Source organism: Streptomyces sp. GSL17-111 (assembly GCF_037911585.1).
Classification (GTDB): Bacteria; Actinomycetota; Actinomycetes; order Streptomycetales; family Streptomycetaceae; genus Streptomyces.
Window position 1 is genome coordinate 3,232,626 of sequence record NZ_JBAJNS010000001.1, and the last position, 25,289, is coordinate 3,257,914.

22 protein-coding genes are annotated in these 25,289 nt (G+C 74.2%); 11 read left to right on the forward strand and 11 right to left on the reverse strand.

Annotation, left to right across the window (positions count from 1 at the left end):
- Positions 1–176: 176 nt before the first annotated feature.
- The gene (locus V6D49_RS14450) at positions 177–578 is read left to right on the forward strand and encodes a hypothetical protein (protein WP_340560085.1); all 402 of its coding nucleotides are present in this window, start codon (positions 177–179) and stop codon (positions 576–578) included.
- Between the two features lie 29 nt (positions 579–607).
- On the opposite strand, the gene V6D49_RS14455 is transcribed toward V6D49_RS14450, so the two are convergent.
- Positions 608–1,210: an isochorismatase family cysteine hydrolase gene (locus V6D49_RS14455; protein WP_340560086.1), complete on the reverse strand. Its 603-nt coding sequence runs from the start codon at positions 1,208–1,210 to the stop codon at positions 608–610.
- Between the two features lie 122 nt (positions 1,211–1,332).
- Between V6D49_RS14455 and V6D49_RS14460 the strand changes: the two genes are divergently transcribed.
- Positions 1,333–2,037, forward strand: a complete 705-nt coding sequence (locus tag V6D49_RS14460; RefSeq protein WP_340560087.1) for a nucleotidyltransferase domain-containing protein — start codon at positions 1,333–1,335, stop codon at positions 2,035–2,037.
- A 40-nt stretch (positions 2,038–2,077) separates the two neighbouring features.
- Here the strand turns inward: V6D49_RS14460 and metG are convergent, their stop codons facing one another.
- The gene (gene metG, locus V6D49_RS14465; protein ID WP_340560089.1) at positions 2,078–3,799 is read right to left on the reverse strand and encodes a methionine--tRNA ligase; all 1,722 of its coding nucleotides are present in this window, start codon (positions 3,797–3,799) and stop codon (positions 2,078–2,080) included.
- Positions 3,800–4,143: 344 nt separating this feature from the next.
- Between metG and V6D49_RS14470 the strand changes: the two genes are divergently transcribed.
- The 3 genes from V6D49_RS14470 to V6D49_RS14480 are packed head-to-tail and all read left to right on the forward strand — an operon-like array spanning position 4,144 to position 8,326.
- Positions 4,144–7,014, forward strand: a complete 2,871-nt coding sequence (locus V6D49_RS14470) for a cation-translocating P-type ATPase (RefSeq protein ID WP_340560090.1) — start codon at positions 4,144–4,146, stop codon at positions 7,012–7,014.
- Positions 7,011–7,670 (forward strand): potassium channel family protein, encoded by a 660-nt coding sequence (locus V6D49_RS14475; RefSeq protein WP_340560092.1) that lies wholly within the window; start codon positions 7,011–7,013, stop codon positions 7,668–7,670. Before V6D49_RS14470 ends, V6D49_RS14475 begins: the two co-directional genes overlap by 4 nt.
- Positions 7,667–8,326 carry a potassium channel family protein gene (locus V6D49_RS14480; protein WP_340560093.1) on the forward strand — a complete coding sequence of 220 codons (660 nt, stop codon included), beginning with the start codon at positions 7,667–7,669 and terminating at the stop codon, positions 8,324–8,326. Before V6D49_RS14475 ends, V6D49_RS14480 begins: the two co-directional genes overlap by 4 nt.
- Before the next feature lie 35 nt (positions 8,327–8,361).
- Here V6D49_RS14480 and V6D49_RS14485 read toward each other — a convergent pair whose 3' ends face one another.
- A complete protein-coding gene (locus V6D49_RS14485; RefSeq protein WP_340560095.1) occupies positions 8,362–9,012 on the reverse strand; it encodes a CBS domain-containing protein in 651 nt (216 codons plus the stop codon).
- Positions 9,013–9,345: 333 nt separating this feature from the next.
- Here V6D49_RS14485 and valS point away from each other — a divergent pair, with 333 nt between their 5' ends.
- Complete coding sequence (valS, locus tag V6D49_RS14490) at positions 9,346–11,931, forward strand: valine--tRNA ligase (RefSeq protein ID WP_340560096.1); 2,586 nt, start codon at positions 9,346–9,348, stop codon at positions 11,929–11,931.
- A gap of 107 nt (positions 11,932–12,038) precedes the next feature.
- On the opposite strand, the gene V6D49_RS14495 is transcribed toward valS, so the two are convergent.
- On the reverse strand, positions 12,039–12,728 hold the full coding sequence (locus V6D49_RS14495; RefSeq protein ID WP_340560098.1) for a hypothetical protein: 690 nt from the start codon (positions 12,726–12,728) through the stop codon (positions 12,039–12,041).
- 169 nt (positions 12,729–12,897) lie between these two features.
- Between V6D49_RS14495 and V6D49_RS14500 the strand changes: the two genes are divergently transcribed.
- Together V6D49_RS14500 and V6D49_RS14505 are read left to right on the forward strand one after the other, a co-directional pair.
- A complete protein-coding gene (locus tag V6D49_RS14500; RefSeq protein ID WP_340560099.1) occupies positions 12,898–14,121 on the forward strand; it encodes a C40 family peptidase in 1,224 nt (407 codons plus the stop codon).
- Positions 14,118–14,738, forward strand: a complete 621-nt coding sequence (locus V6D49_RS14505; protein ID WP_340560101.1) for a hypothetical protein — start codon at positions 14,118–14,120, stop codon at positions 14,736–14,738. Before V6D49_RS14500 ends, V6D49_RS14505 begins: the two co-directional genes overlap by 4 nt.
- A gap of 56 nt (positions 14,739–14,794) precedes the next feature.
- Here V6D49_RS14505 and V6D49_RS14510 read toward each other — a convergent pair whose 3' ends face one another.
- The 4 genes from V6D49_RS14510 to V6D49_RS14525 form a co-directional block, all read right to left on the reverse strand.
- Complete coding sequence (locus V6D49_RS14510; protein ID WP_340560103.1) at positions 14,795–16,135, reverse strand: MinD/ParA family ATP-binding protein; 1,341 nt, start codon at positions 16,133–16,135, stop codon at positions 14,795–14,797.
- 96 nt (positions 16,136–16,231) lie between these two features.
- The gene (locus tag V6D49_RS14515) at positions 16,232–16,654 is read right to left on the reverse strand and encodes a hypothetical protein (RefSeq protein WP_340560104.1); all 423 of its coding nucleotides are present in this window, start codon (positions 16,652–16,654) and stop codon (positions 16,232–16,234) included.
- 174 nt (positions 16,655–16,828) lie between these two features.
- Positions 16,829–17,365 carry a hypothetical protein gene (locus V6D49_RS14520; RefSeq protein ID WP_340560105.1) on the reverse strand — a complete coding sequence of 179 codons (537 nt, stop codon included), beginning with the start codon at positions 17,363–17,365 and terminating at the stop codon, positions 16,829–16,831.
- Positions 17,366–17,585: 220 nt separating this feature from the next.
- A complete protein-coding gene (locus V6D49_RS14525; protein WP_340560106.1) occupies positions 17,586–18,458 on the reverse strand; it encodes a hypothetical protein in 873 nt (290 codons plus the stop codon).
- Between the two features lie 178 nt (positions 18,459–18,636).
- Between V6D49_RS14525 and V6D49_RS14530 the strand changes: the two genes are divergently transcribed.
- Positions 18,637–19,824, forward strand: coding sequence for a hypothetical protein (locus V6D49_RS14530; protein ID WP_340560107.1), 1,188 nt, complete (start codon positions 18,637–18,639; stop codon positions 19,822–19,824).
- Here the strand turns inward: V6D49_RS14530 and V6D49_RS14535 are convergent.
- Genes V6D49_RS14535 through V6D49_RS14545 form a run of 3 tightly spaced genes read right to left on the reverse strand, consistent with a single transcriptional unit; the run spans position 19,812 to position 23,778 of the window.
- Complete coding sequence (locus V6D49_RS14535; protein ID WP_340560109.1) at positions 19,812–20,294, reverse strand: hypothetical protein; 483 nt, start codon at positions 20,292–20,294, stop codon at positions 19,812–19,814. The genes V6D49_RS14530 and V6D49_RS14535 overlap by 13 nt on opposite strands.
- A gap of 17 nt (positions 20,295–20,311) precedes the next feature.
- Positions 20,312–20,911, reverse strand: coding sequence for a hypothetical protein (locus tag V6D49_RS14540; protein ID WP_340560111.1), 600 nt, complete (start codon positions 20,909–20,911; stop codon positions 20,312–20,314).
- Positions 20,908–23,778, reverse strand: coding sequence for a hypothetical protein (locus tag V6D49_RS14545; protein ID WP_340560113.1), 2,871 nt, complete (start codon positions 23,776–23,778; stop codon positions 20,908–20,910). Before V6D49_RS14545 ends, V6D49_RS14540 begins: the two co-directional genes overlap by 4 nt.
- 182 nt (positions 23,779–23,960) lie before the next feature.
- Between V6D49_RS14545 and V6D49_RS14550 the strand changes: the two genes are divergently transcribed.
- Both V6D49_RS14550 and V6D49_RS14555 read left to right on the forward strand, forming a co-directional pair.
- Entirely contained in the window at positions 23,961–24,620 is a 660-nt protein-coding gene (locus V6D49_RS14550) for a hypothetical protein (RefSeq protein ID WP_340560115.1), read from the forward strand.
- A 52-nt stretch (positions 24,621–24,672) separates the two neighbouring features.
- The gene (locus tag V6D49_RS14555; protein ID WP_340560117.1) at positions 24,673–25,257 is read left to right on the forward strand and encodes a hypothetical protein; all 585 of its coding nucleotides are present in this window, start codon (positions 24,673–24,675) and stop codon (positions 25,255–25,257) included.
- Positions 25,258–25,289 lie beyond the last annotated feature (32 nt).

Consider the following 25,289-nt stretch of genomic DNA (forward strand, 5'->3'; position numbering starts at 1 on the left):
AAACGGCTTCTTCGCTCGGGCAGCACCTACCTGCCTGTGACACGGTGGCGGCCTGATCCCGTAGCCGTGAGCAGGCTGACGTGTTCGATCATTGCGACGCCCTCGCAGACGGGGCGATCTCGTAAACGCTGGGTCCCGAAGATCCTGACGCCTACCCTCAGCTCGCGGACTCACATGTGCTGCGCGAGCTGACGTGCGACATCGAGGCCCCGACCCTCCTGGAAGCGGTCGCCGAGGCCGTGCAGCGCATCCGGCTCGTCGACGGCCTCCAGGCGGTTGGCACGACCCTGCCCGCAAGTGTGACGCTCGACGAAGCGGCCTGGCGCAGCGGGCGCGGTGCGCGGGAGTTGGCCGACCTGTCCCATGATCCCCGTTTTCCCCAACCCGAATCCGGCGAGGGAACGGTGCTCTATCCCTGGGACCAGATCGCCGCGTTCCTGCGGGCCACCGGCGACCCGGTTCCGGACGTACCGAAGGATCTGGTGATCGCCGAGCGGACACTCCGTCTCGTGGACGCCCTCGAAGGCGCGAACGTCGCCCCGGGAACGCTGAGGGCCTTGGGGCTGCCGACCGGCTGAGTGCGTCTGAGCCTCGGTCACTGGCGACTTCAGCGTGGAGTCCGTCCGCCGCGAAGTCTCCCGTCCCACGAGTCGGTGAATCCTGCGTATGTGGCGAGCTGCCCCATGACGTGCTCGGTGGTGACGAGTTGGCCGGTGCCGATGAGGCGGCGGGCGACGACGAGGCCGGCGTCGTGGACGTCCGGTCCGGCGTCGCTCGCGGAGGCGTCGGTGACGATCCAGGGGGCGTAGCCGTACTCGAAGGCGTCCGCGGCGGACTTGAGGACGCAGCTCTCGGTGGCGATCCCGCAGAAGACGAGGTCGGTCCAGCCGACCTCGCGCATCAGCTGGGTGGTCTCGGGCGTGAAGAGCGTGTACCCGGCCTTGTCGACGACCGCGTGCGCGCGGGCGGCGGCGTCGAGAAGCTCGCGGACGATGTCGGTCTCGGGCGCCTCCCGGAGCCGGTTCCACTGGAAGAAGCGCTCGAAGGGGCTGCCCGGGTGGTTGACGTAGCGGGTGAAGATCACGGGCCGTCCTGCGGCGGACCACCGGGCGGCGAGGTCGACGATGGCGGGCACGGCGTGGCGGCTGTGGTGGTTCACGAAGCCGTTCTGCACGTCGATCACGACCAGCGCCGCGCTACCGATGTCCATGCCGTGTCTCCCTCCTGCCCCAGCCCTCAACCGACGCTCTCACGTACAGCACCCTGTGGTGAGCGCGGCCGCGCCCGGGAAACCGGGTGCGGGCGGGTGGGGTGGGTGGGGATAGTGGGGGGATGGAGGCGATCGGGGCCGCGCGGGCGGTGGTGGAGGAGCGTCACCCGGGGGCCAGGGCGGCGTTTCTGGGGGGTAGCGCCGCGACCGGGCGTCGCACGGCGACATCGGACCTCGACGTCGTGGTGCTGCTCCACGGTGCGCCGGCCCCCTACCGGGAGAGCCTGCGGTACGCCGACTGGCCGGTGGAGTTGTTCGTGCACACCGAGGCGACCTGGCACGCCTACGTCGAGCGGGAGGTGCGCGGGCGCCGGTCGCCGTTGGTGTGGATGTGTGCGGAGGGGCTGCTGCTGCGCGACACGGACGGGCTCGGCGCGCGTCTGGCCGCGACGGCCCGGAGGCTGGTGGTGACCGGGCCGCCGCCGGTGTCGGCCGAGGAGGTCGACGACCGCCGGTACGCGCTGACCGATCTCCTCGACGACCTCGTCGGCTGCGACGACCAGGGCGAGCGCCTGTTCATCGCCACTGAACTGGTGCGGAGGACGGGGGAGTTGGCGCTGGCGCTGGGGGGCTCCTGGCACGGTGGCGGGAAGTGGCTGGCGCGGCGCCTGGAGACGGCCGCCCCCGGGCTCGGCGGGCGTCTGCACGACGGTCTGCGGGAGGTCCTGGACGGGCGGGTGGCGCCCCTCGTGCGGGTCGTGAACGGGGTGGTCGAGCAGGCGGGCGGACGGCTCCGGGCCGGTTACCGGCGGGACGGCGTCGGCTGACGGCGCCCGGGCCGGCACGCCCGGGCGCGGGACGCCGGGCTCAGGCCTCGGCGCCGCCGAAGCGGTCGCGGTAGGACTCCAGGTCCTCCTCCGTGATCTTCGCGAACAGCACCGGCGGCACGGTGAACGGCGTGTCGGCCGGGAGGGTGTCCAGGGACGTCGCCTGCTCGGCCGTCACCCACGTCGCGGTGTCGGCGGGCAGGGCGAACGCCCCGCGCATCGCGGCGGCCGTGGCCGGGATGAACGGTTCGGAGACGACGGCGTAGAGGTGGATGAGGTTCATCGCCGTGCGGAGGGTCAGGGCGGCGCCCTCGGCGTCCGTCTTGATCTCCAGCCAGGGCGCCTTCTCCTCCAGGTAGGCGTTGCCCGCGGACCACAGGGCGCGCAGCGCGGCGGCGGCCCGGCGGAACTGGAGTGCCTCCAGGTGCTCCTCGTACTCGGCCAGCAGGCGCGCGATCTCCTCGCCCAGCCGCTCCTCCGCCGCGCCCGCCGCGTGCCCGGCCGGGACGGCGTCGCCGAAGCGCTTGCGGCTGAAGGACAGCACCCGGTTGACGAAGTTGCCGAGGGTGTCGGCCAGGTCCTTGTTGACCGTGGCGGTGAAGTGCTCCCAGGTGAAGGAGGAGTCGTCGGACTCGGGCGCGTTGGCGATGAGGAAGTAGCGCCAGTAGTCGGCCGGGAGGAGCTCCAGGGCGGCGTCGGTGAAGACGCCGCGTTGCTGCGACGTCGAGAACTTCCCGCCGTAGTACGTCAGCCAGTTGAAGCCCTTGACGACGTCGACCTTCTTCCAGGGCTCGCGCACTCCGAGCTCGGTGGCCGGGAACATGACGGTGTGGAAGGGGACGTTGTCCTTGGCCATGAACTGGGTGTAGCGCACGGTGGTGTCGGCGTCGTACCACCACGCCCTCCAGTCGCGGCTCTCGCCCTCCGGAGCGGCGTCCGACCACTCCTTCGTCGCGCCGATGTAGGCGATCGGGGCGTCGAACCAGACGTAGAAGACCTTGCCCTCGGCCGCGAGCCGAGGCCAGGTGTCGGCCGGGACGGGCACGCCCCAGTCCAGGTCACGGGTGATCGCCCGGTCGTGCAGGCCCTCCGTCAGCCACTTGCGGGCGATGGAGGAGGAGAGCTGGGGCCACTGCTCCTCGTGCCGCGCCACCCAGGCCTCGACCTCGGGCTGGAGCTTCGACTGGAGGAGGAACAGGTGCGTCGTCTCGCGCACCTCCAGCTCCGTGGAGCCGCTGATCGCCGAGCGGGGGTGCAGCAGGTCGGTCGGGTCGAGGACGCGGGTGCAGTGTTCGCACTGGTCGCCCCGGGCCCGCTCGTAGCCGCAGTGCGGGCAGGTGCCCTCGACGTACCGGTCGGGCAGGAAGCGGCCGTCGACCGGTGAGTACACCTGCCGGACGGCCCGCTCCTCGATGAACCCGTTCTCGTGGAGTCGACGTGCGAAGTGCTGCGTGATCTCGACGTTCTGCTGGGCGGAGCTGCGGCCGAAGTGGTCGAAGGCCAGGCCGAAGCCGTCGTAGACCGCCTTCTGGGCGTCGTGGGCCTGGGCGCAGAACGCGGCGACGGAGAGGCCCGCCTCCTTGGCGGCGAGCTCGGCCGGGGTGCCGTGCTCGTCGGTGGCGCAGATGGAGAGGACGTCGTGGCCCCGCTGGCGGAGGTACCGGGCGTACACGTCCGCCGGAAGCATCGACCCGACCATGTTGCCCAGGTGCTTGATCCCGTTGATGTAGGGCAGCGCGCTGGTGATCAGGTGTCGAGCCATCCTCGGATGCTCCGTTTCGTGCGTCGGGGGCCGGCGGCGGTGCTCCGGCGGGGCCCAGGTCGGGGGAGGGTCGGCAGGCGCGACCCGTCAGGTCGCTCGGCCGGTGCACGCGGGGTGCGGACCGGCGCCTGCGGAGCCGCCGCAATCGTAGGGCACCGGGCGGGGGGCACCCCGAACCGTTCGTTCCTCGGACGCCCGGGGCGGGCCCCGTCCCACGGCCTGCCACCAGCCGCCCACGGCCTGCCACCAGCCTGACCACGGCCTGTTCACGGCCCCCTGGAGCAGGACCCGCGGGCGCCCCGCAGCCGTGGCGGGCCCGGGGCGGAGGGGGCAGCCTGGAGGGGATGCGTACCGGTACGGGACGACGGGCGCCGGGCGGCGGGCGGGACGACCCCCCGCAACCGGCCGCCCCGCCCGCCTCCGGCCCGGACGGCCGGGTGCGGGCGGTCGTCCCCGGTGAGGTCTTCGCGGTGCTCGGGACGTCCCGGCGCGGGCTGTCGGCGGAGCAGGCGCGGGACCGGCTGGCGCGTTACGGCGCCAACGTGCTGCCCCGGTCCCGGCGGCGGGCCGGGTGGCGGCGGCTGGCGGCGCAGTTCACCGACCTCTTCGCGGTGGTGCTGATCGTCGCGTCGGGGATCACCTTCCTGGTGTACGCGCTGGAGCCGGGGCACGACGCGGGCACGTTCCAGCTGGCGGTGGCGATCCTGGGCGTCGTCGTGCTGAACGCCGTCATCGGGTCCGTCCAGGAGTACTCGGCTGAGCGGACGTCCGAGGCGCTGGAGGCGATGGTCCCCCACGCGTGCCGGGTGCTGCGGGACGGTGAGCGGCTGGAGGTGCCCGCGCGGGAGCTGGTGCCGGGGGACGTGGTGGTGCTGGAGGCGGGCGACGCCCTGTCGGCGGACTGCCGGGTGGTGGAGGCGCACGAGCTCACGGTGAACAACGCGCCGCTGACCGGGGAGAGCGACCCCGTGGGCAGGACGGCCGACCCGGTGGCGCCGGGGCCGGGCCTGGAGGCCCGGAACTGCGTGTTCACGGGGACGGACGTCGTCGCCGGGTCCGGACGGGCCGTGGTCTTCGCGACGGGTGCGGCCACGGAGTTCGGCCGGATCTACCGGCTGGCGGCCGCCGCGCCCCGGCAGCGCACGCCGTTGCAGCGGCAGGTGGCCTCGATGGCGCGGCGGGTCGCCGGGGCGGCGCTGGCGATCGGCGCTCTGATGTTCGCCGTCCGGCTGCCGACCGGGGAGTCGGTGGTCTCGCTGTTCGTGTTCGCCCTCGGGGTGATGGTGGCGCTGGTGCCGGAGGGGCTGCCCGCGACGCTCTCGGTGTCCCTGGTGATCGGGGTGCGGCGGATGGCGCGCCGCCACGCGCTGGTCAAGCGGCTGCTGGCGGTGGAGGCCCTGGGGTCGACGACGGTGGTGTGCACGGACAAGACCGGGACGCTCACCCAGGCGGAGATGACGGTGACGCGCGTCTGGGTCGGCGGCGAGCCGTACGCGGTGGGCGGCGTCGGCTACGTCCCGCGCGGTGAGGTGCCCGACGTGCCGGCGGTGCGGGAGCTGCTGCGGGTGGCGGCCCTGTGCTGTGACGCCCGGTTGGTCGCGCCCGGTGGTCCGGGGCCGGGGGGACGCCCGCGCGTGCTCGGCGACACGACCGAGGGGGCGCTGCTCGTGGCCGCCGCCAAGGCCGGGCTCGACGTCGACGCGGAGGAGGGGGCGGCGCCGCGGGTGACGGAGTTCCCCTTCGACCCGCGGCGCAAGCTGATGTCCACGGTGCAGGCGGGTGCCACCGGCTATCAGGTCTGCGTCAAGGGGGCGCCCGTGGAGCTGCTGGCGCGGTGCACCGAGGCGGAGTGGGAGGGCCGACGCGGGCCGCTGACCACGCGGGACCGGGCGGCGGTCGTCGCGGCGGGTGACGGTCTGGCGCGGCAGGGGCTGCGGGTGCTGGCCGTGGCCCGGCGGGCGACGCGGGGCCCCCGCCCCGCGCGGGAGGACGCCGAGTCCGGCCTCACGCTGCTGGGCCTGGTGGGGATGCTGGACCCGCCGCGCCCCGAGGTCACCGAAGCGGTCTCCGCGTGCCGACGGGCGGGCGTCCGGATCGTCATGGTCACCGGGGACCACCCGCTGACCGCCGAGGCCGTGGCGCGCCGGGTGGGGATCGTGCGCGGGCCCGACCCGGTGGTGGTGACGGGGGCCCGGCTCGACGCGCTGGACGACGCGGGGCTGGCCGCGCTGCTCGCCGAGCCGGCGGAACTCCTGCTGTGCCGGGTCGCCCCGGAGCACAAGACGCGGGTGGTCACCGCGTTCCAGCGGCGCGGGGACGTGGTGGCGGTCACGGGGGACGGGGCGAACGACGCCCCCGCGCTCAAGCACGCGGACATCGGGGTGGCGATGGGCGCCACCGGGACGGACGTGGCCCGGCAGGCGTCCTCGATGGTGCTGCTGGACGACTCGTTCGCCTCCATCGCGGCGGCGGTGCGGCTGGGCCGGTCCGTCTACCAGAACATCCGCCGGTTCCTGATCTACGTCTTCAGCAGCAACGTCGGTGAGCTGGGCCCGATCCTGGCCGCGACGTTCGCCGGGTTCCCGCTGGTGCCCGTCAGCGCGGTGCAGATCCTGGCCATCGACCTGGGCTCGGACGTGCTGCCGGCCTCGGCGCTGGGCGCGGAACGGCCCGAGCCGGACGTGATGGACCGCCCGCCCCGCTCCCCGCGCGAGCGCCTGTTCTCCCGGGCCGTGGTGGGGCGCATCCTGTTCCTCGGCGGCATCCAGGCGCTCGGGGTGTGCGCCGTCTTCTTCTGGCACGTCCAGGCCTCCGGCGTCCCGTACGGCGACTTCACCGAGGACCACCCCGTCTACCGGGAGGCCGTCACCCTGGCGCAGGGCGGCATCGTGCTCAGCCAGTTCTTCGTGGCCCTCGCGGTGCGCACGGACCGTGAGAGCGTCCTGCGGGCCGGGCTGCTGTCCAACCCGGCCCTCCTGGCGGCCGGCGGCCTCGGGGTCGCCCTGATGGTCGCCATCAGCTACGCGCCGCCGTTGCAGGCGGTCTTCAACACGGCCCCGCTCGACGCCGCCGACTGGGCGGTCCTTGCCGGGCTGGGCAGCCTGCCCCTGCTCGCGGACGAGTGCCGCAAGGGGTGGCTGCGCCGCCGCGCGGGCCGCCGGGAACGCCGGGAACGCCGGGAACGCCGGGAACGCCGGGAAGGAGTGCCGCTGTGAAGGTGATCATCGTCGGCTGTGGTCAGGTCGGCCGGGCGCTCGCCGGGCTCCTCGCCGCGGAGGGACACGACGTGCGGGTCGTCGACCGGCGTCGGGGAGCGGCCCGGCGGCTGCCCGAGAGCCCCCGCGTCCGGTTCCACGAGGGCAACGGGTTCAGCCGCGCCGCCTTGGGAGCGGCGGGGATCGGGACGGCGGACGCGTTCGTCGCCGTCACCTCGCGGGACAGCGGCAACCTCGTCTGCGCGCGGACGGCCAGGGAGACCTACCGGGTGCCGATCGTGCTGGCCCGCGTCGAGGACCCCCGGCGCGCGGATCTCTTCCACGAGCTGGGGATCCCCACCGTCGCCGGGGTGCGCTGGACCGTGCACCGGTTCCACCAGCTGCTGCTTCACCGCCATCTGACCCCGGAGCGGGGTTTCGGGAACGGGGAGACGCTGCTCGTCCGCGCCGAGCTGCCCGGCTATCTCACCGGGCGGCGGCTGACGGCGTTCGACGTCGACGGGGAGATCCGCGTCGTGGAGGTCACCCGGGCGGGCCGTTCCCTGATCCCCGCGCACGGGACGGCCGCACAGCCGGGCGACGTGGTGACGTTCGCCGTCGCCGCCACGGCGCTGAACCGGCTGAGCGGTTTCCTGGGGAAGGAGCTGGGCACGTGAAGGTGATCATCGCCGGAGCGGGACGGCTGGGCGCGCACATCGCCCGCGTCCTCACCGCCGCGCGCAACGAGGTGACGCTCGTCGACGCGGACGACGAGCGGGTGGCGGAGCTGGCGGGACGCATGCCGGGCGTGCGGCTCCTGGCGGGGGACGCCTGCGAGCCGGCCCTGCTGGAGCACGCCGGAGCCCTGACGGCCGACCTCGTCATCGCCACGACCGGCGCGGACGAGGACAACCTCGTCGTGGGCCTGCTCGCCAAGCGCCGGTTCGCGGTGCCCCGCGTGGCGGCCCGGGTCAACGACGACGACAACGCCTGGCTGTTCGACGAACGCTGGGGGGTGGACGTCGCGGTGCCCGCCGACACCCCGCTGATCTCCCTCATCGAGGAGGCCACCGGGGCCGCCGACACCGTGGCCCTGCTGCGGCTCGGCAAGGCCGGGGTGGACATCATCGAGACGGCCCTCACGGCGCGGTCCCGGGCGGTGGGCCGTCCTCTGGGCGAGGTCCCGCTGCCCGAGGGGACGGTCGTGGCCACGATCGTCCGGGACGGGCGGCCGACGGTGCCGGGGCCGACGGTCCGGCTGCGGGCCGGGGACGAGGTCCTGCTCGTCTCGCACGCGGCGACGGAGGAGGAGATCCACGCCGCCTTCCAGTGAGCCCGCGCCGGTCGGCCCGCGCCGGGGCGGGCCCGTCAGGCGTCCGGCCGGGCGGTGATGTGGCCGGTGACGGAGACGACGCCGTCCACGCTCAGGCACAGCCGTTCGATCACCGGGATCAGGGCGCGGTTCCCGACGGAGCCGCCGAGGACGACCCGGCCCTCGCGGACCTCGGCGGTCACCTCTGACGCGGCGTCCCCGAGCGTCCCCCGCAGGACGTCGCCGACGATCTCGTCGCGGACGGCGTCGTCGCGGCGCAGGTAGACGCGCAGCAGGTCGCCCCGGCTGACGACGCCCCGCAGCCGGTCGGCCTCGTCCACCACGGGCAGCCGCTTGACGCCGTGGGCGGCCATGAGGCGGGCGGCCTCGGCCGCCGTCCACTCCGGGCGGGCACAGACCGCCGGGGCGGACATCACCTCCTCCGCCCTGGCGCCCTCGGTCTCGGCGCGCTCCCACTCCTCCCGGTGGACCACCGGGACGGGGCTCGACCGGTCGGCGTCGGCGGCGGCCTTGCGCAGCAGGTCCGCCTCGGAGACCACGCCCATGGGGCGGTCGAGGTCGTCGACGACGGGCACGGCGGTGACCTCGTTCTCCGCGAGCAGCCGGACGATCTCCTTGAACGGCAGGTCCCGCGCCGCCCGCACGACGTCCCGGGTCATGAGCTCTGCGACCGTACGGTGGTGCATCTCGCCTCTTTCGTTCGTGGTGGGGACCGTCGTTCCTGGATCCGGTGGGCCGGGTGGGTCGCGGCGGCGGGGCGGCCCGGCGCGTGCGCCCTACCGGCATTGTCGGAAAGGGACGGGGATCACGCGCGCTCAGACCGGCGATCGGCAGACGCGGGCCCCTCGCCGGGCCCCTCTACACTGACCCTGGGGTGGAGTCTCGACTCCTCGGCGTGCCGGTTCCTCCGGCCGCGCGGTGGCCGCTGTCGCGGTGGCCGCCGTCGCAGTGGTTGCCGTCGGCGGGCCCGTGGCCCGGCCGCCCCGACGTGTAGAACTGACTGGGAAGGGTGTGTCGGCGTGACGCGCTATGGGTCTCCGCTCCCGGAGAAGCCCTCACTCGACGGACTGGAAGCGAAGTGGTCGAGTTTCTGGAGCGAGGCGGAGGTATACCGCTTCGACCGTCCGGGCAGCCGTGACGCCGTCTTCTCCATCGACACCCCGCCGCCCACGGTCAGCGGTTCGCTGCACGTCGGGCACGTGTTCTCGTACACGCACACGGACATCGTCGCGCGCTTCCAGCGCATGCGCGGCAAGCACGTCTTCTACCCGATGGGGTGGGACGACAACGGGCTGCCGACCGAGCGCCGGGTGCAGAACTACTACGGCGTGCGCTGCGACCCCTCGCTGCCCTACGACGCCGACTTCACGCCGCCGACGCCGGTGTCCGAGCGGACGGGCAAGGACAAGAAGGCCCCCGCGGTCAGCATCTCCCGGCAGAACTTCGTGGAGCTGTGCGAGAAGCTGACGACGGAGGACGAGCAGGTCTTCGAGGAGCTCTGGCGCAAGCTGGGGCTCTCGGTGGACTGGTCGACGACGTACACGACGATCGGCAAGGAGGCCCAGCGGGTCTCCCAGGCGGCCTTCCTGCGGCTGCTGGCCCACGGCGAGGCCTACCAGGCCGAGGCGCCCACGATGTGGGACGTCTCGTTCCAGACCGCCGTCGCCAACGCCGAGGTCGTCGACAAGGAGGTCGCGGGCGCCTACCACCGCATCGCGTTCAAGCACGGTACGGAGGACGTCTGCATCGAGACGACGCGCCCGGAGCTGCTCCCGGCCTGTGTCGCGCTGGTGGCGCACCCGGACGACGAGCGGTACCAGCCGCTGTTCGGCCAGGAGGTCGTCTCGCCGCTCTTCGGCGTCCGGGTGCCGGTCGTGGCACACGAGGCGGCCGACCCGGAGAAGGGCAGCGGCATCGCCATGATCTGCACCTTCGGCGACATGACGGACGTCATGTGGTGGCGGGAGTTCCGGCTGCCGAGCCGGACGGTCGTGGGCCGCAACGGGCGGCTGCTGCCGGTCGACTTCCAGGCGCTGCCGACGCAGGACGCCGAGCGGGCCCAGGGCGTCTACGAGAAGCTCGTGGGCAAGACCGTGCACACCGCGCGGGAGCTGCTGGTCGAGGAGCTGCGCCAGGACGGCAGTCTGATCGGGGAGCTGCGGCCCACCACGCGGGCGGTGAAGTTCTTCGAGAAGGGCGACAAGCCCCTGGAGATCGTCAGCAGCCGGCAGTGGTTCATCAAGACGGTGGAACACCGCGAGGCGCTGCTGGCGCGCGGTGACGAGATCGCGTGGCACCCGCCGCACATGCAGTCGCGATACAGCGACTGGGTGAAGGGCGTCAACATCGACTGGCTCGTCAGCCGTCAGCGTTTCTTCGGGGTGCCGTTCCCCGTCTGGTACGCGCTGGACGCGGCCGGTGAGCCGGACCGGGGCGAGCCGATCGTGCCGGACGAGTCGATGCTGCCCGTCGACCCGTCCAGCGACTGCCCGCCCGGGTACACCGAGGACCAGCGCGACAAGCCGAACGGCTTCATGGGCGAGCCGGACGTCATGGACACCTGGGCGACGTCCTCGCTGAGCCCGCAGCTCGCCTGCGGCTGGCTCGCGGACCCGGAGCTGTTCGCGCAGGTCTACCCGATGGACCTGCGTCCGCAGGCGCACGACATCATCCGGACGTGGCTGTTCACCACCGTGGTCCGCTCCCACCTGGAGGCGGGCACCACGCCGTGGAGGCACGCCGCGCTCTCCGGCTGGATCCTCGACCCCGACCGCAAGAAGATGTCGAAGTCGCAGGGCAACGTCGTCACGCCGGGGCACCTGCTCGACGAGTACGGCGCGGACGCCGTCCGCTACTGGGCGGCCAGCGGCCGTCCCGGGACGGACACGGCGTTCGACCCGCAGCAGATGAAGATCGGCCGGCGGCTGGCCATGAAGCTGCTCAACGCGAGCCGCTTCGTGCTGTCGCTGCCCGCCCCGGGTCCGGACGCGGCGACGACGGACCCGCTGGACCGCGCGCTGCTGGCCAAGCTCGCCCAGGCGGTGGAGGACGCCACGGCCGCCCTCGAGGGCTTCGACTACACCTCGGCGCTGGACGGGATCGAGCGGTTCTTCTGGTTCTTCTGCGACAACTACCTGGAGCTCGTCAAGGAGCGCGCCTACGGCAAGGGTGACGTGGCGGGTGCCGAGTCGGCCCGCGTCACGCTGCGGCGCGCGCTGGACGTCGTGACCCGGCTGCTGGCGCCCGTCCTGCCCTACACGGCGGAGGAGACGTGGTCGTGGACGCATGACGCCACCGTCCACCTCGCCGCCTGGCCGACGGTCGCCGAGCTCGGCCCGGGCGCCGGGGAGGGGCGGCCGGAGCTGGCCGACGTCGCCGCGTCGGCGATCGCCGTCGTCCGCAAGGCCAAGTCGACCGCCAAGGTGTCGATGCGGGCGGAGGTCGCGCGGCTCGTCGTCCGGGCGCCGGACGCGGTGCTGGCGGACGTCCGGCTGGTGAGCGAGGACCTCAAGGCGGCCGGCAAGGTCGCCGAATTCGAGTTCCGGGCCGACGAGGACAGTGAGCTGGCGGTCGAGGTGGAGCTCTCGGAGCGCCCCGAGGCCTGACCCCCCCGGGGTCGTCCGGCGGTGTCGACGGCGGAGTGCCGGTGCCCCTGCGGCGCCGGGGCTCCGCCGTTCGTCGTCGGGCCCCGCACCGAAGGCCCGGGGCGCGCTCAGCGGCGGGAGTTCCTGCGCTGGTCCTCGGCGGGGAGGAACGCGTCCGGGTTGACGTAGCGGACCCGGCGCAGCCACAGGGTGCCGCCTCCGACGGTCGCGCCGGCGAAGCCCGCCAGCGTCAGCAGGAGGAGGAGCGGGCGCAGGACGTCGACGTCCACGTGGCGGTATCCGGCCCAGCTCGCGACGCAGACGACGGTGCCCGCGAGGAAGAGGGCGAGGGAGCGCCAGGACATCCAGGTCCGCAGGGCCTCCACCGGGTCCCCCGACACCCACAGGACCTGTGAGCGGCCGGTGCGCACGGAACCGCGCAGGTGGCCCAGGGCGTTGTCCGGCTCGCCGTCCGAGGTGAGTTCGAGGTACTCCCACAGGTCGGCCAGTGCCTCGTAGGCCTGCTGGTCGTCGTAGGCGAGCGCGTCGAGGTCGACCTCCTCGCCGCCGGCCGCCATGTGCTCCTCGGCGCGGCGCCGGAACTCCGTGTTGACGACGGCCGTCGGTACGGGGACCTCCCCGCCGAGGACGCGCCCCAACTCCCGGCAGAACGAGGCGATGACCGGTTTGCGCACCCGCGCGTGGACGTCCCGCCGCAGGTCCGCCATGCCGCTCTCCCCGTAGGAGAGGTAATCGCGCAGCACCACGGTGAGGGCGTGGTAGGTGGGTTCGGGGGCGGGGTCGGGCTGCTCGGTCACGGCGTCGTCCTTCTGTCGGTCCGCCCCCGGGCAGGGCGCTGCGTCGGCGAGTCGTGCCAGTGTATAGACGCGGCGCTCCGCCGCCCGTCCGTCCCGAAGTCGGCTGATAGTCTGGGCGCTTACCGCCTATGTATAGACACAGTCGTCCGGTGAGGGGGCCCGCCGACCGGTGGACAAGAAGCTGATCGTGGTCGGTGTCCTGCTGCTCGCGTTCCTCTTCAGCGGGGGCGGCATCCTCGTCGTGGGGATCGGGATCGTCGCGGGGATGGCCGGATCGGTCAACGCGTTCTGGGACGAGGACGCGCAGGACGAGGAGACCGGGCCCCTCCCTCCCGGCACGGTCTGCGACCCCGGCGGGGAGAGCATCGCCGAGTACGTCCCCGGATACGGCTACTACGTGGTCACCCCCGAACAGATGGGGTACGCCGCCACGATCGTCCACGTCGGCGAGGAGAAGGACGTACCGGAGAAGGGCCTCGTCGTCGCCATCATGACGGCCCTCCAGGAGAGCAAGCTGGACAACCTGGACTACGGCGACCGCGACAGCCTCGGCCTCTTCCAGCAGCGCCCCTCGATGGGCTGGGGTTCGGAGGCCCAGGTCACCGACCCCGCCTACGCCGCCGGTGCCTTCTTCGGCGGGCCCGAACCGCCCAGCCCGCCCGGCCTGTTGGACACCCCCGGCTGGGAGCAGATGGCGCACGGCGACGCGGCGCAGGCCGTGCAGCTGTCCGGGTTCCCCCGGGCGTACGACAAGTGGCAGAGCATATCCGGCAAGATCGTCGGCCGTGCCCAGGACATCGAGTGCGACGGGGTGGGCGTCGGCGGGGACGTGGGGAAGGTCATCCAGGCCGCCAGGAGCCAGCTCGGGGTCCAGTACTGCTGGGGTGGCGGCGACGCGAACGGCCCGACGTACACGCCGGACTGCCCGCCCGGCGTCACGGAGGGGTTCGACTGCTCCGGCCTGACGTTGTACGCCTACGCCCAGGTGGGCATCACGCTCGGCCACTACACCGGCCTCCAGTGGAACGCCGGGAAGCGCGTGCGGACCTACGAGGACCTGCGGCCGGGCGACCTGATGTTCTACCGGAACAAGGGCACCGACTACATCCACCATGTGAGCATGTACCTGGGTGATGACCAGATGATCCACGCGCCGCGCACGGGCAAGCCGGTGGAGATCGTGTCCGACGTCAGCGAGAGCTTCTACATGGCCACCTTCATCGGCGGCTCGCGCCTCATCGAGGACGGCGGCGACACCGCGGAGGCGTCCGTCCGGCCCGGGGCGGCGACACCCGGGCCCGGCGGGGACGGCGCGCCCGTCCTCGCGGACCCCGTCCCGTGGGCGGCCCCGCGCGGTGAGCGGGCCGTGGCGCGGGCCCGGAGGTCGGCATGAACGCGCCCGGTGTGAGGCGGCGCCGCGTCGCCCGGCACCCGCTGGCTGGCGCCTGGGCGGTCGGCGCGCTGTGCTGCGCGCTGGTGCTGGCCGGCTGTTCCCAGGACGGCGGGGCGGCCCCCGGGCCCGCACCGTCCACCGGGCAGGACGCCTCCGGAGCACCCGGGCCGAGCACGCCGGAGCCCTCCCCGGCACGGGACGCCGGACCCGACCTCCCCGACGTCGACCGGACCGACCCGGAGCAGGTGGCGGCCGCCTTCGTCCTCGGGTTCGTCCACCGTGCCCCGGACGACCCCACCGTCCGGGAGTACCTCCGCCTCATCGAGCCGTTCACCACCGAACGGCTGCTGACCGAGCTGCGTGAGTCGACCGAGGAGTGGTGCGACCGATCCTGCCGGGAGGAGCGGGAACGCGGGGTGCGGGTGAGCGCCGACGCGATCACCCCCGCGATCTCCGCCGAGGCCCCGCGCACCGAGGACGAGGTGTGGGTGCAGGTGACCTACGAGATGGCGTGGAGCTGGCCGGGCGGCGGGGACTCGATGCCGGCCGGCACCTCGCTCAAGCTGGTCAGGGCGGACGGGACATGGCGGGTGGACCGGCGGACGACGGCCGGCTGACCACCCCCCCCGGCTGACCACCCCCGGCGAGCGGGCGTCGGGCGCGGCGCGCGGCGTCAGCGCCCCGGCGGCGGGTCGGCGAACCCCTCGGCCAGGGCGGCCGCGAGGTCCATGTAGGCGCCCCGGGTGGCCGGGGAGACCCGGTCGTAGTGGATGGTGCCGCCCGCGTAGAGGTGCTGGTCGTAGGGGATCCGCACCACGTACGTGCACAGCTGCCGGAAGTAGTCCACGAGCGTCCTGACGTTGATGCCCGTGGTCTTCGGCGCGTCCATGGTGATCACCACGACGGCGTCCCGGACGAGGTGGGGGTAGCCCCGTGCGTGCACCTCGTCCAGCGTCTTCGCGGCGCGGCGGGCGGCGTCGAACCGGGGCGCGGCCACGACGAGCAGCCGGTCGGTGGCCGCGAGCGTCCCGCGCATGGCCGAGTGCCGCATGCCGGTGCCGCTGTCGGTGATGATGACGTCGAAGGCCCGCTCCAGGACGTCCTGGCAGACCCGGTACCGCTCCTCGTCCAGGGTCTCGCTGAGGTCCGAACTCTGCTCACCGGCCGCCACCATGAGCCGCCCCGCCTGCCCGAGGTACTGGCCGATGTGGCCCGGCTCCGTCAGCCCCCGGGAGCCGAGCCGCCGCTCGCGCAGCTCCGCGTCGACGAGATCCCGGACGGTGGGCATGACGCGTTCCCCGAGGAGACGGTCGGCGAGCGTGCCCGCGTGGGGGTTGGCGTCCACCGTGACGACGCGGTCGTCGCGGTACCGGGCGAGCGTCAGGCCCAGCATCGCCGAGGTGGTCGTCTTGCCGACACCGCCCTTGATGCTGGTCACACTCAGCCGGTACGGGCGCCGGGCGGGGGTGGTCAGCCGTTCCAGGCGCCTCCGCTCGGCCGAGCCGACGGCGCGCGCGCCGAGCCCGCCGATCCGGCGCCAGGGGGAGCGGGGCGAGGACGTGCCGGACGTGCGGGCCGCTTCGGAGAGCTCGGAGACCTCGGAGCTTGGGGGAGCCGGTGCGGCGGCCGGGGCGCGCCCGTCCGCCCGCCCGCGCGGATCGAGCGGTGCGGGCGCGGGGGCCGGTGCGGGCGCGGGCACGGGCGGGGTGCCCGGGAGCGGTGCCGGCCGGGGCGGTGGCGGCGGCAGCGGGACACCGGTGGGCGGGACGTCGGGCGGGACGGCGGGGTGCCGAAGGTCGGGGTTCGGGACGGCGGGGTGCCGGAGGTCGGCGGGCGGGACGTCCGCGTGCGGGGCGGCGGCGGGCAGCTGACGGGCGTAGGCGGGCGGCAGTTCGTCGTCGTCCGGTTCGGGTTCGGGGACGCGGGCGCTGTCCAGCCGCAGCGCCAGGGTGGAGTCCTGCGAGGGGGGCGGCTGCGCCGCGTCCCAGACGTCCGGGCGGCCCGCTTCCCGCATCGCTTCCCCCATGCGTTCCGGCGGCGGTCCGCGCGGGCGGCGCCTCCCGCCGCGTCACCGCGCACACCGGGACCGGCCTGGCGTACTGCCGTGCTGTCACTTGCTGCGAGAGTACAACCCCATCAGACGGCGGCTGACCGCCTCCGGACGCGTGGGCGCACCCGTGGCGTACTTGACGAGCATCTCCTCGAGGATGGCCGTCAGGTTGGTCCCCTCCAGCTCGGCGCGCGCGTGGGCGATCGCCAGATAGCGGGGCGGGAACCGGTTGACGACGGGCACCTTCCGGGCGTCCTCCGGGGGCAGTTCGGAGGGCACTTCCGCGCGCTTCGCCCCTTCCCGCTTCGGCGCCTGCGCCAGTTCGCTGCGGCGGCGCCTGCGCAGGACGCCGAGGGCCTCCTCCTCGGTGACCGGACCACGCTTCGCGGTCCACTCCAGGGGCTCCAACTCACCGGGGAGCGCTTCGGCCTCGTCCACGTCCGGCGACGCCGCGGGCGCCGCGGCCGCCTTCGTGGACAGCATCCGGCGTCGCTGAGAGCGAGGGTTGGCGGGGGTGTCGGCAGCACCCATGGGCAACATCTCCAGCATCTCGGTCGGCGGGTCCGGCTCAGACCGTTTCCATTCCTCCGCACATCTGGCGCAATGTGTAGACAGTACCCCAGCCCCCGCCGCCCGGCCCACGCCGTCGGAACCCCGTCATACCCGCACGCGGTCCACGCACACGTGGCCCAGCACCGCCTCCTGGTCGAGGAACGCGCTGAAGAATCGTTCCTCCGCGTCCGGGGCGTCGAGGTCCAGGTCGAAGCAGACGCCCAGGAGCCCGCCCTCCTCACCGGAGACGGAGCCCCAGGCGTCGGCGCCCGGCACCGGGGTGCCGCGCACCAGCCAGGGCGCCCCCGCCACCGTCACCGTGACACCCGACGCGCTCACCCAGGGGCGTACGAGCGCGGTGTCCGCGATCTCCAGGACCTCCTCCTCCGTCCCGGCGGCGGTGAAGCCCCAGACGTCGGTGAGGAACCGCACGTCGTCACGGGGTGCCACGGGCCCCGGCCGAGCGCCGAGCGCGGCCATGGCGACGTCCTGCGCGGTGAACAGGCCGTGTGGGAGCGCCAGCAGGAGCATCGGCTCGCCGCCGCCCGTCGTCCCTCCGCAGACCCGGACCGACCACGCCTCCTCGGGTATCCCGAGCAGCGGTAGACCGGTCGTCCCGGACGTCCAGAAACGCTCTTCCATCGCACTTCCCCCGTGTCGTGCCGGCCCCTGCGCGCCCCCCGTGCCGGGCGTGCCCGAATGCGGCGCGCGGCTGCGTAGCGCTACGTCAACCCTGTTGCCGGTCAAGGTATTTCCGCACGCCGGGCGACTATAGAACCGCACACCTGCGCGTGGGCCACCGCCGTGCGACGGGCGTGTCACCGCTCTGTACCACGGTGGGGAGCGTGCCGAGCTCCTGACGTCAGGACGCCGTCGCGGCACGCAGCTGCGCCAGCCGACGCTCGGCCAGCTTCAGGTACTTCTCGCCCAGCCCCTCCGCCGCCGTCCGGGACCACAGCTCCACGAGCTTCTCCCCTATGCGGACGGCGTCCGGGCCGCCGCGCACCCGCCGCCAGCACACGTGGGCGTTGGCGGCGTTCTGCCAGGTGAGCGAGTGGTGGGCACCGGCGGTGCGCAGCCACTGCGCGGCGACGTCGACGTGGATCTCGGCCGCCTGCGCCCAGTCCTCGGAAAGGACGGCGAGATGGCCCTGTATGCCGCGCACCTGAAGCGTGTGCGGGTGCGACTCGCCCTGCTGCGACGCCACCGACTGCTCCAGCCCGGCCGCGAGTTCGGCCGCCTTCGTGAGCCGTCCGGCCTCGGCGGCCTCGCGGACGAGCAGCAGGACGTCCCGCAGCCAGGCGGGCGGGGGAGGGCTCTGCACGTCGGGGTCGAGGGCGAGCCCGTCGGCGTGGCCGGGCCCGGCCGGATCCGCCAGATCGGCGAACGTGCCGTCCGCCGGGAGGAGTTCCGGGCCGTCCTCGGCCTCGGGCCACCGCACACCCGTCGGCGGGAGGAAGGGCAGCGGCCCGGCGGCCTCCTCCACCCGTCCGTCCGGGTACATGACGACGGCCCAACCGGTGCCGTCCGGCTCGACGGCGGTCGCCCGGACCGGGTGCGACAGCACGCTGACGATCTCCATCGCCGTGTGCACGGCCGCCGCCCGCAGGCCCGCCGTGCCGGCGGCGTCCGGCACCTCCACCGGTACGCCCGCCACGTCGGCCGTGCCGTCCGCCCGCAGGACGATGGAGAGCGGCGCGTAGCGCGGGGGGTCGGGGCGGAGGCCGGCGGTCATGGCGTCTTCTCCTTGGTCCACGGCTGCCCCGGCCGGGTTCGGCGGGGGCGGCGCTGCCCAGCCTAACGGCCTGGTCGGGGGAGGGGACGGGAGGCTGAGGCCACGGCCGGGGAGGGCGGCTTCCGTACACTGTGCGGGAAGAACGAGGGGGACGATGAGTACGAACGGCTGGTCAGACATGGCGATTTGGCTCGAACTCGCAGTGCGCGCGGTGGGGCCCCTGCACGGCCGGGAGTACGCCGAGTGGCTCGCGGAGGTCGATCGCCTGGCGCTCGACCTGAGGGTGAAGGCCGCTGCGGGGAAGGCGTTCGCCGGGCACGCGGCCGACCTCGCCGACTGCCTCCCGGTCGAGGGCGTCCTGCTGCACGCCGGGGTGGACGGCGAGTGCGGCCGCCTCGTCGTGCGGGTGCCGGACCCGTCCACCGGCGAGCCCGGCGAACGCGTCCTGCACACCGAGCCGCTGACCCTGCGCCGGGGCCAGGAGACGCTGCGGACCGCCCGGTCGAGCGTGGGCCGGTGGATACGCCTGCTCGTCGAGGACGCCCCGGAGGACGAGCGCCGGGTCCTGTACGTGACGGGGGACGGCCCGGCCGGGATCCCGGATGAGATCCCTGCCGAGACCCCGGACGAGCGCACGGTCGGCGCGGCACCGCAGGCGCGGGAGCCCGAGCCCGAGGAGGCGCCGCGTGCGCCCGAACCGGTCGAGGCGGGTCACGCCGACGGGTACGAGACCGCCGCGACGCCCGCGACCCCTGCGGAACCCCCTGCCGCCGAGGCGCCGCACCGCCCCGCCGAGCCCGCCACCGAGCCTGAGCGGGAGCCCGCCGCGTCGCCGACCGTGGAGCCGTCCACGATGATCCTGCCCGCAGCCGCCCTGCGGGAGCGTGCCCGGGCCGCCCGCTCGGCCGCCGCCGCACCGGCCGCCGCACCCGCCGAACGTCAACTCCCGGAGCCCGAGCGGCAGCCCGCGCCGGAGCCCGCGCCGGAACCAGCGCCGGAGCCCGCCCGGCCGCTCGCGCCGCCCCCGCGCCCGGCTCCGCTGCCGGCCGAGGGCGAGCGGGCGGAACGGGCGGCCCCGCCCGCGCCCGAGGAGCGGGCCGAGGCGGCGGCCCCGTCCGTGCCCGCGCCGCCGCCGGCCGCCGCCGCCCCGCTGTGGGAGGACGGCTCGGTGGTCGTCTGGCGCAACATCGACCGTGCCTGGTCCCGCGCCTACCGGACGTCCTGTCTGCTGGCCCTGCGCGACCGCGCGATCGTCGACGGTGCGGGGCGGGTGCTGAACCTCGACGAACTCGTGGACCTCGCCCGCCAGTCGCCCGAGCCGGACACGCCGCGCGGCCGGGACCTCGTCGCGCGCTACCCGGCCTGACGCCGGGCGCGCAGGTGCCGGACGGCCCGTCGGCCGCGCTCCTCACCGCGCGCCCACAGCACGACGGCGGCGGCGAGCAGGGCTCCCGCGAGCCCGGCCCGCCCGCCGAGGCCCGCCTCGGCCAGCGCCCCTACGACGGTGGAGGCGAGGAACGTCCAGGCGAGGGTGCGCCAGCGGGCCGTCCGGGGCGGGTAGAGGTGGACGGCGAGGAGGGCGCACACGGCGATCCCGGCCGAGGCGACGAGGGCCTGGGCGTAGTACTGCGGCCATTCCCCCAGCAGCCGCGCCTGCTCGCGCAGCAGGGCGATCCACGCGACGAAGGCGCACGCCACCTTCAGATGCGCCCCCAGGCTCCGCCCCCTGCCGCGCCCCCTGTCGTGCCCGGCGCCGCGCTCGGTGCCGCGCAGGCTCGCGACGGCGCGGGTACGGGCCGTCCGCGCGCCGCTCCGCCGGTCGTCGTGCCGGGACATGTGGGGTCCTCTCCGTCCTACGGCGTCTGCTCGCCGGTCTCCACGGACGCGACCAGCCAGCCCTCCGCGTCGCCCCGCACGAGGTGGACGAGGACGCGCCGCTCGGTGCCGTCGGCCGCGCCCGCGCCGGTCGCGGCGAAGGTCACCTCGACCGTCGCCCTGTCGGAGCCCTCGGAGCCCCCGTCCGCCGCCGGGCCGTCGAGCGTCTCGACGCGCGTCACGCGCGGGGCCGTGAAAGGCCGCCCGCCGCCCGCGTCGCTCCACTCGGCGGCGAAGTGCTCGACGATGGTGTCACGTTCGCCCGGAAGGACGCGTGGCAGGTCCGTGCCGAAGCCCCGGGTCCAGACCTCCCGCGGGTCGAGCCCGGCGAACCCGGTCGCGAACGCCCGGGCCACCGTGTGCGGCGCGGAGTCGGCGGCGAGTTCGCGGTAGAGCACGTCGTTCGGACGCGGCACGTAGACGGGGGCCACCGGCGGCGGTGGCGGTCCGCCCTCCTCGCCGGGCCCGGGCGGGGCGGCGGGCGTGGGGCGGTTCTGGGTGGCGACGATGTTCAGGCCGAAGCCGAGCAGGACCAGGGCCATGATGAGCTTGGCGATGAGCCGTCCGCGGTGGGTCATGACGGGCTCCCCGTGTTCTGGGCCCTGCGTACCGCCTCCAGGGCCTGCGTGAGCTGTTCCTGCGGCGCCCTCATGTTGGCCACGACGCCGCGCAGGTCGTTCAGGGCGGTGGACATCGTCGTGCCCACCGGGACCTGCCGCGCGAGCTGTTCGACGCGCATCAGGTACTGCATGCGGTCGCGGGGCGAGGAGTCGGGCGTGAGGGAGCCCCGGCCCAGCTCGCTCGCGACGTCGACCCGGACGCGGGACGGTTCGCTGGACGGCAGCCCCACCACGTCGATGCGGTCGGGGATGCCGTGGACGGACACCGCGCGGGCCGCCTCCTGCCGGGCGACCGCCGTGTTGGGGTCGCCGGACGCCACCTGGAGCGCGAGGGCCCGCAGCGCGAAGCCGGCGTGGTGGTTGTCGTCGATGTGCGCGGCGTTGTCGTACATGCCGAGGACGCGGTCGAGGTTGGCGGCGGCGGCCTGGTGGTCCGCCAGCCCGTGCTGCGCCATGAGCTCCGGCCCCTGCGTCGTGGCCCGTACCCCGCGCTCGGGGTTGACGACGCCGAGGTTGCGGCTGCGGACGTTGTCCGGGTGCTGCGGGTCGTCCGGGTGGATCCAACCGGTGCGCGGGTCGCGGAGCCGGTCGAAGTGCTGCCGTTCCAGCCGGTCCGCCCCGGCCCCGTCGCCGCGTGCCCGGCGTTCGTCGACGCCTTCCCGGGCGGCGGCGTCGACGTCGTCGTGGACGCGGCGCCGGCGCCGGTGGGCGAGCCCCTCGCGGGCCGCCGGGTCGTCGCGCAGGGCGTCGGTGCGCTCCCGCCGTTCCCGCCGCTCCTCGGAGGCGTTGAAGGAGTCGACGCCGGTCTGCCGGCCCGCGAGCGCGGTGCGGGTGCGTCGGCCGACGTCGGGGAAGGTCTGGGCCAGCCCCAGGCCGGCGGCCTTGAACCCGTCGGCGGCGGAGAGCCGCTGGCCGGAGGCGGCGGCCGTGCTCGCCGCGCCGCCGACGGCCATGGCGGCGCTGGCGCCGCCGGTGGCCACGGCCATGCCGACCGTCGCCGCACCCTGCGCCGTCTTCCTGGCGAAGTCGGACGCGACGCCCTCGATGGCGCCGCCCGCCTCCTTGTCGCCCACGGCCATGCCGGAGAGGGCGCGCAGCGTGGGCCGGGCGTAGACGCCGAACATCACGGTCATCAGGGCGCAGGTGAGGATCTTGAGCACCCAGTTCTGCTCGCCGCCCGGTGCCAGGATCAGCGTGTACATGTAGGTGATGATCACCAGGCCGAGGCTCCAGCCGACCTGCCGGAAGAGGTTGGCGAGGATCAGCTCACCCAGCTTGATCGCCGCCACCCGGGACGGCCCGGGGAAGATGCCCATCAGGAGGTAGAAGGGGGCGAAGATCATCAGGACGAACACGCCCAGCTTGGCGGCGAGCAGCATGGCGCAGATGAAGTAGACGGCGCTGTTGATGACCAGCCCGCCCATGATGCTCATGGCGGCGGCGGACAGGCGGGCCGAGAAGTCACCGCCGCTCGCGATCTTGAGGGTCGTCTCGTCGTCGGCCTTGACCATCCGCTGGTCGTCGGAGAAGAAGCCGGTGTCCGGCCCCCAGCAGACCCGGAAGTTCTTGTTCTCGTCGGCGTGGCAGAGGTCGTTGGCCCACAGCTTCAGGTACGGGATGTCGTCGACGAACTTCCCGTCCCAGGGCTTGCTGCCGGACTTCGACTCGCCGCCCACCTCGTCGCCGTCGCCGTTCCACTGAGCTATGCGCCGCATGAGCAGGGCGCCCTCCTCGTCGAGGGAGCCGTCCTCGTCGGTCCCGACGAACTGGGCGTTGAGCATCTGCGGGCCCCACTTGTCGGCCGCCGCGCCGTTGTTCCCCACCTGGCCGTACAGCCAGGGCTGGTACACCAGCGGCACCCACAGGGCGTCCTGCACACAGGCCGCCGCGGCGTTGGCGGAAGGGCCGTCGCGTTGTGGCGCGTCGGAGCCCGGGCCCTCCTCGCGGGGGGAGAGGGAGGAGCCGTTGCAGACGGACGTCTGGTCCGCGCCGCCGGTCACGGGGATGTTCGCCAGGGATTGGTAGCCGGTGGCCGTGATGTCCCCGACGAGCCCGTTGATCTTGGTTCCGAGCAGGGTGGGGTTGGCCGCGAACCAGAAGAAGAGACCGGCGATGAGGCCCATCCAGCCGACGCCCTTGAGCACCGCCGACACCCGCCCGGCCGGGCCCCAGTGTTTGACCCCCAGGTACACGGCGCCGAGTACGCCGACCAGTCCCAGATAGGCCCCAGCGATGTCGGACACGGCCCCGGCGACGTGGCCCACGGGTTCGTTCAGGAAGGAGAAGGGGTCCTCGCCGAAGGACCAGCCCACCAGCGCCATGGTGAACGTCGCGAAGGTCTTCGAGGCGTTGAAGATCATGTTCGGTACGAAGTTGATGTACCGGTTCACCGAGAAGCAACCCGGGTCCCAGCCGTACACGTGCCAGGTGAGGCCGGCCATGCCGTAGCGGTGGTAGGACGCCTCCGGGCCGTCGTAGCGTTCGCCGCCCGCGGGGACGTACGTCCCGGCGTTCTCGACGAAGCCCTCGGCCCGGTCCAGTGCGAAGAAGGCCTCCAGCCCGGAGGACCTGGCCTCGGGTATCGGTACGTTGACGGGCCCGCAGGCCGCCTCGATGTCGTCGGTGATGGCCATCGACGGCGTGGCCATGGTGAACCACAACGTGAAGGCGGAGACGACCATCAGGAAGACGGCGCCGACGCGTCGGGCCACTCGCCGCGAGCCGCTGCTCCCCGCTCCCCGGTCCGGACGCCCGCCCGAGGGCGCGGGGGCGTCGCGGAACGAGGTCAGCCTGGTGCGGGGCGCAGTCGTCGAGGCGTTGGCCATGCGGATCCCTCACTGCTGGGGCCAGGGGCCCGCTCTTCCGGGGCCAGAGGCCCGCATTCCCGCCTAGTGTCTATACACTGAGTACGGTAGCACGCAGGGTGCGGGCAGAGTTGAGGAGCCGTCAGCGGCCGGTGGTGACCGGACGCGCGGCGTTCGAGCCGCCGACCGGAGCGGGAGCGAGGGTGAGCAGCACGCGCAGGGGCCGGTCCGTCGGGCACTCGATCCACCGGGACGCCCTCGCAGACCTCAGACGCGCCGGGAGGCCCGCCGGGTTCTTCCTCCTGACGCTCCTCGCCGTGCTGGCCCTCTTCGTCGGCGGAGGCGTGCTCGTCGCCCACCGGAGCGTCCCGACGCCTCCCGCGGCGGGCCGGGGTACGGACGGTCCCGCCGAAGGGGGCGCCGACGCGGGGCCGGACGCCGCGCACAGCGCCGATCCCGCCGCCTGGCAGGAGGCGGTCACGGCCTTCCTCACGACGGCCGACGACCCCGGGGGAGCGGACGCCGCCCGCTGGTTCCCCGGCGCCGCCGACGCGACGGACCGCTTCGCCTACACCCCGCGCGGGCCCGGCGACCCCGGCGAACGGCAGGGCGACGGCACGGCCCAGGTGCGGCACACCGGGCTGTCCGAGTCCGACGTCCGCGCGGTGCTCGACGCCGTCTCCGGGGACGGCGCCGTCGACCCCGGCACGCTCGCCGTCTCCGGCTCCTCCGGCAGCGACGCGGGGTGGAGCCTGCGCTTCGTGGTGCGCGCCGGGGACGACGTTTGGCGGCAGGGCCGCGCGGTCGGGTACCTCACGCCGTCCGGGCAGGCCGTCCTGCTGCGTCTGGCGTACGAGAAGTGACCACCGGGGGCAGCATGGCGTCCGGCACGCGGTCCGACGGAAGGGGAACGGCATGGAACGGCTGCGCACGGCGGGGCTCACCACGGCGCTGCTCGCGCTCCTCGCGCTGAGCGGCTGCGGGGACGGGCCCGGCTCCGGTGGCGGGAACCCGGACGGCCGTGGGCCGTCCCCCTCGGCGCCGCAGTCCACCGGCCGCCCTCACGACGACGCGTACTACCGCCTCCAGGTGGTCGCCTTCCTCGACTCCCTGGCCTCCCCCGAGGACGGCGGCTACCGGGCCTGGCTCCGGGACGACCCCGCGTACCTGGACTCCTTCGTCTACACCCCCCGGGACACCCGCGACCCCGACGGCGACGAGCGCGACGAGGACGGCGCGGTGTCGGTCGTCCCCAACCGGTTCACACCGGACGAGAGGGAGGCGTTCTTCGCCGCCCTCACCCGGGACGGCACCGTCGTCCCGGAGAGCCTGGCCGTCGAACGGCCCTGGAACCCCGGACCGAGCGACAGCGACTACACGTTCACCTTCACCGTGCGCACGACCGACGGGCAGGAGCTGACCGGCACGGCCACCGGCGCGCACAGCGGCACGCCGGAGGAGGGGGCGATCACCCGGCTCACCTACGACCTCCCCCGGTAGGCGCGGGAGCCGCGCCGGGACGCCCTTCCGCC